Genomic DNA, 10,648 nt, shown 5'->3' on the forward strand with positions numbered 1-10,648 from the left:
TCAGCCGATTTTGACCAGTTTGAACGGCATGTTGATGTACACCGGCCTGTTCACCCCGCAGGCGCCGCTGACCCCGGTGGTGATGTCCTCGCCGACAAGGGTGTCCGACGTCGGGTCGGCCACCGCGCCCTCGGCGTTCATCGCCTTGAACCGGAAAACCTGAAGGCCGGGCGCCGAACTCCCGTCGGGGCAGGGGATCCAGTTCTCGACGGTGTGCTTGACGTACCAGACGCCGCTCTTCTGGTAGATCGGTGCGCTCCAACCCCATTCGCTGTCGACTGTGCCCGTGCACTCGCCGGGATAGCTGCACTGCGTCCGGATCGTCCAGGTGCTGCGCAGGCTGGCCTGGGCGTAGAACACCTCGTTCTTCCGGGCCCGTTCGCCGTTGGACGTGGCGACGTAGGTGCCGTTGAGGCCCCAGTCCGGAGTGTCCGCTGCCGCTGTCGGCAGGCCCGCCGTCACACCGCAGATCGCCATCGCGGCGACGGTGGTCGCCAGCGCAGGTACCCGGATCATGGCTGCTCCTCACCCCGTCGACGGCAGACGCCGGCGGCGCACGAGGCTAACACCGGGGCGTGCGGTGCGACGGGCCGGTTTCCGCTGAGCGGACTACCCGAACCGACTCCGGCGATACCGCTGCCATGCTGTCCGGCGTGCACAAGGAGATCGCCGTCGCGGCATCGCTGACCGCCGGACTGCTCGTGTCGGCGCCGGCCGTACAGGCCGACCCGCCTGCGCTGCGACAGGTCACCTACACCGTGACCTCGATGCAGGCGGTCACCGCCGAGATCTACTACCGCGACACCGATCCGCCGACCTGGGCCGACTACAGCCACAACCCGTACCGCTTCAGCCCGAAGGCGCGGGTCGACATCGGACCCCACCAGCCGTGGGTGCTCAGCGTGGCGTTGGTCGACGCGGACCGCTGGGCGATGGTGTCGGCGACCGCTGGACCGCATGTGGGGGACCCCCAGATCAGGTGCGAGCTGGCCGTCGACGGGGTGGTGGTCGCCACCGGGGAAGGGCCGCGGGGCGCACTGTGCTCACTGCGGCACTGGTGACGCCGCCCGCTGGGTGGGAAGGCGCCGCCGGCACTGCGGCGGCGGGTCTTACCGTGCCGTCGAAGGGTCGCCGCACCAGCCGGGGACGAAGGGAATGCACAGATGTCGAAGGTCGACGCAGAGGCCCCGCAGGCAGAAGCTGAGCAGGTGGAAGCCGTGGGCCCGGTTACCTCCGGCGGTCGCCGCCGGCCGCGGTGGCCGGTCGTGGCCGGTGTCGCGGCGGTGCTGTGCTCGGTCGTCATGGCGGCAGCCAGCGGCCACATCCTGTGGGAGCACCGCAACCAGGCGCGGGATCAGCAGAACCGGGCCGAGTTCGTCGCCGCCGCGAAACAGATCGTCGTCACCTTGATGTCGATCGACTTCCGCGACCCGCAGGCCGGTGTGCAGCGCATCCTCGACAACTCTGCCGATCCGTTCCGTACCGAATTCCAGAGCGGTGCCGAGGACTTCGTCCAGTTGTCGACCGATGCCGGGGTCACCACGAAGGCCACCGCGAACGCCGCAGCCGTGCGATCGGCCACCACGGAATCGGCGGTGGTCCTGGTCGCGGCCACATCCACGGTGACCACCGCCGACGGTGTCGCCGAAGCCCCGCGCAGTTGGCGGCTCGCCGTGGACCTGCAGCGCGACGGAGACCGGATCAAGATGTCGAAAGTCGAGTTCCTCCAGTGACCGTCGATAGTGCTCCCCGGCGCACGGCCCGGCCTCCGGTGTCCCGCTGGCGTCTGCTCGTCGTGTCGGCTCTGTTGATCGCCTCGGCCACGGTGCTGACGACGCTCTACGTCACGCAGTACCGCGTCGACCGCCAGACAACTCCCGCCGCGGAAGAAGCGGTGGTGGAGGCGGTCTCCGAGGCGACCGAGGCCCTGCTGTCGTACGGCCCCGGCACCATCGACACCGACCTCAGCGCCACAGGATCGTTGACGACCGGCGAGTTCGCGACGTACTACGGAAAATTCACCGAGAACGTCGTCGCACCCGCGGCACGCGAGCGCGGCGTCACAGCCCAAGCCCGCGTCATCGATTCAGCCCTGATAGAACTTCATCCCGATCAGGCCAAGGTCCTCGTGTTCCTGAATCAGGCGACGACCAGCCGCGAGCGACCGGAGCCCGCGGTGACGGCCAGCAGCGTCATCGTGAGCGCGACCAAGGTCGAGGGCGACTGGCGCATCTCCGCACTGGATCCCGTGTAGGGCACGACGCCAGGGACCGGCGATGTCCGTCACGCCGGTTTCGCGTCGGTGGTCACCGTCTTCGTGGCGGCGTCGGCGCCCGACCGGCGGCCGCTGAAAATGCAGTCTGCGATCGACAATCCGCTCACATAACTGTTGGAGCAGATACCCACTGCGTTACGGCCGGCGGCATACAGGCCGGGCACTGTGCCACCGTCCCGGTGCACGACCTCGCCGGTGGCCTCGTCGACCACGAGTCCGCCGAGCGTGAGCCCCGGGATGGGGAAGAACATCGAAGAGTCCGCCGAGATGTTGATCGAGTAGTACGGCCCGTTGCTCATGCTCGCGCACAGATCGCGCTCCTTGTGCGCGGGATCGCCCGCGCCGCTGAGCAGACCTTTCCGATAGACGTCGACCGTTCGGCGCAGTCCGGCGGGATCGATGCCGCTCTTCGCCGCGATCTCCTCGATCGACCCGGCCTTCTTGTGACCGGTCGTCAGCAGGTAGATCAGCTGGAGACGTTGAAACAGCTGCGTCTGCTCGCGGATCTGGGATCGCACCTTCCGCCACGTCGCGGCGTCGTAGACCGCCCACCCGGAGCCCCCGAACTCCCGCATCATCACATCACCGTGCGTCGCCCCGTACAGGTCTTCGTTCGCGATGCGTCGTCCGTCCTCGCCGACGGTGAGCCCTTCCAGAAAAGCACTGGGGGGTGCGAGGAACCGCCAGGCCGTGACGTTGCTCATCTTGTCGGCGATGCCGCCGGCCTCCAGCCCCAGCGCGATGCCGGTTCCGTCGTCGCCGGCGGTGCCCAGCGGTGAGACCTTCATGAACTTCGGTGCGAACCGCTGCATCCATTCCCGGTTGTAGACGAACCCTCCGGCGGCCAGGATCACGGCGTCGGCGTGGGCTTCGCCGTCGACCGCCGCGGTGTCCCAGAGTCTTTCGGTGTGCGCCACCACGCCCCTGACGACGCCGGGTAGCCAATTGCCGACCTTGCCCGTCACCTTCGTCAGCGCCGCATGCCTGCGGACGTGCTTGTGGTTGAGGTCCATCGCGCGGTAGCGCACCCCGGTGACTCGGCCGTCGTCGGCAGTGATCAGGGCGTGCACCCGGGCCAGCGGGAGGACGGTTACTCCCTTGGCCTCGGCGGAGCGCCGAAGATTCTCGAAAAGGGTTCGGCCCGAGCTCATGCCGGGCGAGACGACGCGATGCCCCCTCGGGGCGGGACGCGCCGCCGTCACATAGGGGTGAGCCTTCTCGTTGCCGGAGTAGTACAGGTAATGGTCGTCGGTGGGATACGAGGTCTTGTACGACGAGACCGGGCTGCCCCGGAACGGAACACCCTGGGCCTTCAGCCATTCGATCAGGGCGGGACTCTGTTCGCAGAACCTCGTCAGGGTCTCGGGGGTGACGGCGTCGCCGACTTCCTGCTGAAGGTAGGCCAGCATGTCCTCGGTGCTGTCGGTGTATCCGCCGGCGCGTTGTTCGGCTGTTCCGCCGCCGGCATAGACGATTCCGCCGGACAACGCCGTGGCGCCGCCACCGTATCCGCGGTCGACCACGAGCACGCGTGCGCCGCGGTCGGCCGCCTCGATCGCCGCCGCGGCTCCTGCAGCGCCGAAGCCGACCACGATGACGTCGAAGTCACGTCCTGTACTCATGGAAACTCCCGTCAGGCAACAGACTTGTCGTCGAGCGCGCGGCGGCGGGTGTCGGCGTGCCGCGGTCTCTCGGGGTCTGTCGCGTTGTGAGCGTGCGTGTTCTCGGGGATTTCCGCGGCGTGTCGCCTGCAGACCCGCACGCTCGCGGTACGGGGGCCTGGGGTCATGACTTCGCTTTCGGTCGGATGAACACACCTTCGGCCTCCACGGACACCACCCCGTTCTCGTCGGTGATGTGGCCGCAGGCAAAGGTTTTGGACTCGGTGTCCCGGTCGACCCACGCCTCCACGTGCAGCGGGCCCAGGCGCGTGGGCGCCACATATCGGATGGTCAGGGTGCCGGTGACCGCGGGTTTTCCCGGCCGGTGTGCGGTGGCGCCCAGGATGTGGTCGAGCAGCAGAGCGCAGATTCCGCCGTGGACGTGGCCGGCCGGGCCCTCGTAGGCTGAGCCCAGCGCCACATCTGTTGTCACCCTTCCGGTCTCGTCACGACGGAGGTCCAGCGGGGGAGCGATCGCGTTGCGCGTCCCGATCGCCACGTTGCCCCAGGTGAGAAACCTGCCCTCGGTGGTGGTCCGCACCGGGTGCGGCTCAGGATGCAGCCGGCCACCCAGCAACTCGGCGGCCTCGTCGATCAGTCGGTGAGCCCGCTTCACGTCGGCGTCGCCTGCCTCGCTGCGGATCGTCACGTCGACGAGCCGGCGCAGCGACCGGGTCAGCGGCGCGTACAGTTCCTCGGTGCGGCGGGCCTGTTCGGGGTCCAGGGGTGCGTTCACCCTTCGCCGTCCCGGCCGGCCATGTCCAGCGCCGCGAGATGGCTGAACAGCAGTGACGCGCCGATCGGGTTCCCGCCGCCGGGGTAGGTGGTGCCCGACACCGCGGCCATGGTGTTGCCTGCCGCATACAACCCCGGGATCGGGACGCCCTCGGTGGTCAGGACCCGCGCCCGGGTATCGGTGCGCAGTCCGCCCTTGGTGCCGAGGTCGGACAACCCGAAGGTGGCCGCGTGATACGGCGGGGTGTCGATCGGGACCAACGGTGATTCACCGTTGGTGAACACCCTGTCGTAGGCCTCGGCGCCGCGGCCGAAGTCCTCGTCGACTCCGGCTGCGGCGAGCTTGTTGAACCGCTCGATGGTCGCTTCCAGTTCGTCGGCCGGGACCCCGATGGCGTCGGCCAGCCCGGCGATGGTGTCGGCGCTGTGCCACAGTCCAGCGGCGCGGTACTGCTGCGGATCCACCATCGACACGTTGGTCGCGCCGACCGGCGGCACGGCTCCGGCGCGGTTGTCGTAGACCATCCAGAACGGCAAACGCGTTGTGCCGTCGTCTATCTGCCGGATGACCTCGCGTCCGAGCCGGTCGTAGGGTGCGGACTCGTTGACGAAGCGGCGGCCGTCCTGGTTGACGAAGATGCCGCCGGTGAACCACAGCGCGAATGCCGAGCGTCCGTCGGGATGCGTCATCCCGGGCGACCACCATGCCTGGTCCATCAGGTCGAGGTCCGCGCCGATCGCGATCGCGGCCCGGTGCGCCCGGCCTGTGCTGCCCGGCCCTCCCATCGTGTCGGCGGCGCTGCCTGGCACGCCGTACTGGGACCGCATGGCGGCGTTCTGCTCGAAACCGCCGCTGGCCAGCAGGACCCCACGCCGGGCCCGGACGCGGATCCTGTTGCCGCCGTGGTCGATCACCGCTCCGACGACACGGTCACCGTCGGTGAGCAGTTCGGCGAGCGTGGCGTTGCGCCAGCAGGCGACGTCGGGCAGTTGCGCCATCGCGGCGAGGAATCTGCCGACCAGCGCCCGTCCGCCGACGAGCAGGTCAGGTGCGGGGGCGCCGAGACGTTCGGTGTCCAACGGCCCGCGCACCAGACCGGCGTACTCGCCGAGCGCGCTGTCGGGCAGCGGCACCGGGATGGTGTGCCGGTAGCCGTCGTCGCGCGCCCCCGGCGCCGAACCGAAGTAGTCCGGCCAGGGCAGCGCGGCGAACTCGAAAGCCGGATCCTGTTCCAGGTAGTGGATCAGTCCTGCGCCGCCGCGGACGTAGGCGTCCTGCAGGGCACGGGGGGTACGGTCACCGACCACGGCGTGGAAGTAGGTCAGCGCGTCGTCGATGGTGTCGTCGGTCCCGGCGCGCAGCAGCACCGGGTTGCACGGGAACCACATGCCGCCACCGCCTGAGTAGGCCGTGGTGCCGCCGAACTTGTCAGTGGCCTCGACCAGCAGCACCGACAGCCCCTCCCGCGCCGCGGTGTAGGCGCCCGCGACACCGCCGCCGGAACCGGCCACGACGACATCGACCTCGGCATCGAAGCCGGTGGCGGGATCAGTCACGGGCACCGCCAAGCGCGCCGTGTCCGCCGTGACAAGCGGTCATGCCCCTCCTCGGTGTAGGTCGACCCGGTGTCGGATCACTGTCGCCCGGCCCCACCGGTGGCGCAACGCCCCCTCCCGGTCAGCGGTAGTGACGCGCCGCCGCGATCTGCTCGTTGCTAGCCTTGGCCGGTGACGGAAGAGTCCGACAACGCGCCTGGTGGGCTGAATGTGTCGCCCACCGGGTGGGCCTTGCTCGGGATGCTCTCCGGCGGTGCGGAACTGTCGGGTTACGACATCAAGAAGTGGATCAACTGGGCCATTCAGTTCTTCTACTCCAGCCCGGCGTACAGCCAGATCTACTCGGAACTCAAGCGGTTGGAACGGCTCGGGCTGGTCACCTCGCGCGTCGACGCCGGCATCCGCAGCCGGCGGATGTACAAGATCACCGACAGCGGTCTGGTCGCGGTCACCCGTTGGGCCAACGAGGAATCCGTGGAACCGCCTACCCTGAAACACAATCCGCTGCTGCGGGTGATGCTGGGCCACCTGCTCAACCCCGGGCGGCTCCGGGAGATCCTCACCGACCACGCCGCTTACGCCGAGCAGATGCACCAGGCCGCAGCCACCGAGGTGCGGTGGACCGGTGAGCAGCCCGCCTGGTCGTACGCGCGGTTGGCCCTGCGGTGGTCGGAACAGTACTACGCGGCCGAGCGTGACCTGGCGCTGCAGATGATCAAGGAACTCGACGCCGTCGACGAGACCTTCGGCGAGTCCGGCCCGGCGGGTGTGGAGTTCCCGGTGCGCGAATACTGGTACGAGGTGGAGCGGCGGATCGCCGCAGAACGCGAGCCCGAGACCGGGGAACCCGGAAACTGACTCAGGCGAGGCGGCCCGCGGCATGCCGGGCGGCGATGTAGCCGAACACGACACCCTGCCCGATCGTCGCACCCGCGCCGGGATAGGTCTTGCCGAACGTGTTCGCGGCGGTGTTGCCGATCGCGTACAGCCCCTCCATCGCCGAACCGTCCTCACGAAGGACCCGGCCGCGGGCGTCGGCGCGCAGCCCGCCACAGGTGCCCAGGTCGCTGAGCACCACCTTGACCGCGTAGTACGGTCCTGAATCCAGCGGCCGCAGATTGGGATTGGGGTCGACTGTGGGATCACCGTAGTAGCGGTCGTAGGCGCTGGCCCCCCGCCCGAAGTCGTCGTCCACGCCCGCCCGGGCCAAGGCGTTGAACCGGTTGATCGTCGCGGCGAACGTCTCCGGCGCGACGTCGATACGCCGCGCCAGATCCGTGAGACCGTCGCTGCGGTGGGCGATCCCGGCGTCGTACCACGACCGGGGGATCGGCATGCGCGGGAACAGCTCTGCGGCCATGAGGTAGCTGTTTCGGTACCGCTGGTCGAACACCATCCACATGGTGTCCACCGGGTTGCCGGATTGTTCGCGCCTGAGCAGTTCCTGCCCGAACGACATGTAGTCGGTGGCCTCGTTGATGAAGCGTTCGCCGTTCTGGTCGACCAGCAGGCACCCCGGCAGGGACCGCTCGGCGAGCATGACGGTCGGGTCGCCGTCGGGCAGCGGGGCGAACGCCGGGAACCACCACGCCTGATCCATCAGCGCGGTGTCGGCGCCGAGATCCTGCGCCAGCCGGATCGCGTCGCCGGTGTTGCCTTCGGAGCCGAGGCTGAGGTGCTCGCCCAGTTGCTCGGACTGGAACTTGTGCCGCCAGCTCATCTGATGGTCGAAACCCCCTGCGGCCAGCACAACACCGCGCCGCGCTGTGACCTGCACCTCGGTGCCGTCGCGGTCCACCACCGCGCCGGTCACCCGGTCACCGTCGACCAGCAGCGTTGAGACCGGCGAGTCGGTCCACACCGGTATTCGGGCGTCGAGGACACCGGCGAACAGACCGGCAGCCAGCGCTTGGCCGCCGGCGGCGTAGCGGCGACGCAGCGCCAGACCGCCGATGCCCTGCGCCGCCCGCAGCAGGATGCGCGGCCAGGACTTACGCGGCGTCCGGGCCATCAGGTTCAACCAGCGGTAGTCCGCGCCGGTGACCGGCATCGGGAAGTCGGATTCCATGACCCCCGGGCGCAGCCGGGCCAGTTCGGCGCCGAGCACCGCAGTGTCGAACGGGCGGCATTCACAGGTGCGCCCGACGGCGCTGCCGCCGGGCTTCTCCGGGTGATAGTCCGAGTAGCCCTTGGCCCAGAGGAACTTCATCGTCGTGGTGCGGCGCAACATCTCGATGGTCGCAGGACCGTATTCCACGAAGGCGTGCGCCCGGTCGAGGGGAGCGTCGCCGTCGACCAGGCCGTCGAGGTACGTACGGCCGAACTCCAGGGTGTCCCCGGAACGGGCCTCGGTGAGGATCGGGTTGCCCGGCATCCAGAACGCGCCTCCGGAGCGGGCCAGCGAGCCGCCCACATACGGCGTCTTCTCCACGATCAACGCCGAAAGGCCCGCCTCATGGGCCGCCAGGGCGGCGGCCATGCCGGTGCCGGATCCGACGACCAGCAGATCGACGGTGATGTTCTCCCGAGATGTCACCGGGCGATTCTCGGGGTGGTCGGCCACCGTGTGCCCGGTGATGCCCGGTCAGTGGAACATCACCCGGCTCATCCGGGAACACCGGTGCTACAACGGAATTTCGCTAGCAGCACGCAACAACAGTGAGGATGACCGGCGATGACTTCGGTGCAGCCCGACAATGCCACAGACGTCCGGCAGATCGAGGCGCAGGCCGCGCCGACCAGGTATGCGCGCGGTTGGCACTGCCTGGGGCTGACACGGGATCTCGGTGACGGGAAGCCGCATTCCATCAACGCGTTCGGCACCAAACTGGTGGTGTTCCGTGGCGAGGACGGCAGGACCAACGTCCTGGACGCGTACTGCCGGCACATGGGTGGGGACCTGTCCGACGGTGAGGTCAAGGGCAACGAGATCGCCTGCCCGTTCCACGACTGGCGGTGGGGCGGCGATGGTCGCTGCAAGCAGATTCCGTACAGCCGCCGCGTGCCCAAGCTCGCGCGCACCGCGACGTGGCCCACCATGGAGCAGGACGGCATGCTGTTCGTCTGGAACGATCCGGAGAAGAAGGCGCCGCCGGCCGACGTGACGATCCCGCACATCGAGGGCATCGGCACCGACGGCTGGACCGACTGGCACTGGTACAGCACGGTGGTGAACACCAACTGCCGCGAGATCATCGACAACGTCGTCGACATGGCGCACTTCTTCTACATCCACGGCGGGCTGCCCACCGGGTTCAAAAATATCTTCGAAGGCCACGTCGCCACGCAGTACTACCGCAGCGACGCCCGACCCGACCTCGGCAGCGGGGAAGGCGCCAAGATCCTGGGCACCACCTCCGTGGCCTCCTACTACGGGCCGTCCTTCATGATCGACGACCTGACCTACCACTACGAGCACGGCGATCAGCGCACCGTGCTGCTCAACTGCCACTACCCGATCGACGCCGATTCCTTTGTGCTGCAGTACGGCATCACGGTGGAGAAGTCGGAAGCGCTGCCCGAGGACGCGGCGATGCAGATGGCCGTCGCGCTGGGCGACTTCGTCAAGATGGGGTTCGAGCAGGACGTCGCGATCTGGCGGCGCAAGGCCCGCATCGACAACCCGCTGCTGTGCGAGGAGGACGGCCCCGTCTACCAGCTGCGCCGGTGGTACGAGCAGTTCTACGTCGACGCCGCCGACGTCACCCCGGACATGGTGAACCGCTTCGAGTTCGAGATCGACACCACCCGTCCGCGGGAAGCGTGGATGAAAGAGGTCGAGGCGAACCTGGCGGCGGGCCGACTGCCGAAATTGGTGGGCCTGACCAAATGAGCGTGCGCCCCGACAACCGGCTCGCTGATGCACCCATGCAGCCGGTGGACTGCGGGACATGCGGGGCGCGGGTGCTGGTGCGCAAGAGCAGCTGGGAGCAGACCAGCGTGCAGTGGGATGCCGCTTCACTAGCGCTCTGTGAAGAGCGTCGAGTTGCGAGGGGGACTGCTGGACATTTCCTGTCAGGATGTGTCGACCTGCGTGGATCTATCGAATCCGCGGTGCTGCGGGGGGTTCTGCGAGTCCTCTCGGACACCTAGTTGTTGCGGAGCAGGACGTCGAGACCACCCCAAACTGTCACCGATGTCCTGATGCAGAACTGTCACCGATGTCCTGAGAGATAACAACCAGTTCTGCGCGAAATTTGTCGGTGGTCGAATGTATGTTCGAATCATGGCGAGCGGGGACCTGCAGGACGCGGTGATCGCGTTGCGGGCTGCCTTCGATGAGGTGGCCGGCTGTGAGGTCGATCTGCTGACTCGGCCCGATCTTGTTGGGGCCCTGGATGAACTGGAAACGTTGTGGTGTCGGCTGCCGGCGGTGGGTCATCGGTTGCTGGCGCGGTTGCAGGTCGAGGCGACGCCGCAG

The 10,648-nt window shown here is 68.3% G+C and carries 11 protein-coding genes and 1 pseudogene; 7 read left to right on the forward strand and 5 right to left on the reverse strand.

The window, feature by feature from the left end; genetic code table 11:
- Positions 1-516, reverse strand: a complete 516-nt coding sequence (locus MVA01S_RS13655; protein WP_003929061.1) for an Rv2253/PknI dimerization domain-containing protein — start codon at positions 514-516, stop codon at positions 1-3.
- A 125-nt stretch (positions 517-641) separates the two neighbouring features.
- Here MVA01S_RS13655 and MVA01S_RS13660 point away from each other — a divergent pair, with 125 nt between their 5' ends.
- From MVA01S_RS13660 to MVA01S_RS13670, 3 genes are all read left to right on the forward strand, one after another.
- Complete coding sequence (locus MVA01S_RS13660; RefSeq protein WP_003929060.1) at positions 642-1,061, forward strand: Rv2576c family protein; 420 nt, start codon at positions 642-644, stop codon at positions 1,059-1,061.
- A gap of 102 nt (positions 1,062-1,163) precedes the next feature.
- Positions 1,164-1,733 carry an Rv1363c family protein gene (locus MVA01S_RS13665; protein WP_003929059.1) on the forward strand — a complete coding sequence of 190 codons (570 nt, stop codon included), beginning with the start codon at positions 1,164-1,166 and terminating at the stop codon, positions 1,731-1,733.
- Complete coding sequence (locus MVA01S_RS13670; protein ID WP_003929058.1) at positions 1,730-2,254, forward strand: hypothetical protein; 525 nt, start codon at positions 1,730-1,732, stop codon at positions 2,252-2,254. The genes MVA01S_RS13665 and MVA01S_RS13670 overlap by 4 nt, the downstream gene beginning before the upstream one ends.
- A gap of 29 nt (positions 2,255-2,283) precedes the next feature.
- Here the strand turns inward: MVA01S_RS13670 and MVA01S_RS13675 are convergent, their stop codons facing one another.
- From MVA01S_RS13675 to MVA01S_RS13685, 3 genes are all read right to left on the reverse strand, one after another.
- Positions 2,284-3,897 carry an FAD-binding protein gene (locus MVA01S_RS13675; protein ID WP_003929057.1) on the reverse strand — a complete coding sequence of 538 codons (1,614 nt, stop codon included), beginning with the start codon at positions 3,895-3,897 and terminating at the stop codon, positions 2,284-2,286.
- A gap of 163 nt (positions 3,898-4,060) precedes the next feature.
- On the reverse strand, positions 4,061-4,672 hold the full coding sequence (locus MVA01S_RS13680; protein WP_003929056.1) for a PaaI family thioesterase: 612 nt from the start codon (positions 4,670-4,672) through the stop codon (positions 4,061-4,063).
- Entirely contained in the window at positions 4,669-6,228 is a 1,560-nt protein-coding gene (locus MVA01S_RS13685; RefSeq protein ID WP_040540304.1) for an FAD-binding protein, read from the reverse strand. The genes MVA01S_RS13680 and MVA01S_RS13685 overlap by 4 nt, the downstream gene beginning before the upstream one ends.
- Before the next feature lie 240 nt (positions 6,229-6,468).
- On the opposite strand from MVA01S_RS13685, the gene MVA01S_RS13690 reads away from it, so the two are divergent.
- Positions 6,469-7,086 carry a PadR family transcriptional regulator gene (locus tag MVA01S_RS13690; protein WP_390176134.1) on the forward strand — a complete coding sequence of 206 codons (618 nt, stop codon included), beginning with the start codon at positions 6,469-6,471 and terminating at the stop codon, positions 7,084-7,086.
- A gap of 1 nt (position 7,087) precedes the next feature.
- Here the strand turns inward: MVA01S_RS13690 and MVA01S_RS13695 are convergent, their stop codons facing one another.
- Complete coding sequence (locus tag MVA01S_RS13695; RefSeq protein ID WP_003929053.1) at positions 7,088-8,764, reverse strand: 3-ketosteroid-delta-1-dehydrogenase; 1,677 nt, start codon at positions 8,762-8,764, stop codon at positions 7,088-7,090.
- A gap of 138 nt (positions 8,765-8,902) precedes the next feature.
- On the opposite strand from MVA01S_RS13695, the gene MVA01S_RS13700 reads away from it, so the two are divergent.
- The 3 genes and pseudogenes from MVA01S_RS13700 to MVA01S_RS13705 all read left to right on the forward strand — a co-directional run.
- Positions 8,903-10,060, forward strand: coding sequence for a 3-ketosteroid-9-alpha-monooxygenase, oxygenase component (locus MVA01S_RS13700; RefSeq protein WP_003929052.1), 1,158 nt, complete (start codon positions 8,903-8,905; stop codon positions 10,058-10,060).
- On the forward strand, positions 10,057-10,320 hold the full coding sequence (locus MVA01S_RS32015; RefSeq protein WP_081528976.1) for a hypothetical protein: 264 nt from the start codon (positions 10,057-10,059) through the stop codon (positions 10,318-10,320). The genes MVA01S_RS13700 and MVA01S_RS32015 overlap by 4 nt, the downstream gene beginning before the upstream one ends.
- Positions 10,321-10,438: 118 nt before the next feature.
- Positions 10,439-10,648 (forward strand): annotated as a pseudogene (locus MVA01S_RS13705) (HNH endonuclease signature motif containing protein); the annotation flags it as partial.

Origin of the sequence: Mycolicibacterium vaccae NBRC 14118 = CIP 105934 (assembly GCF_001552715.1) — a bacterium.
GTDB lineage: Bacteria > Actinomycetota > Actinomycetes > Mycobacteriales > Mycobacteriaceae > Mycobacterium > Mycobacterium vaccae.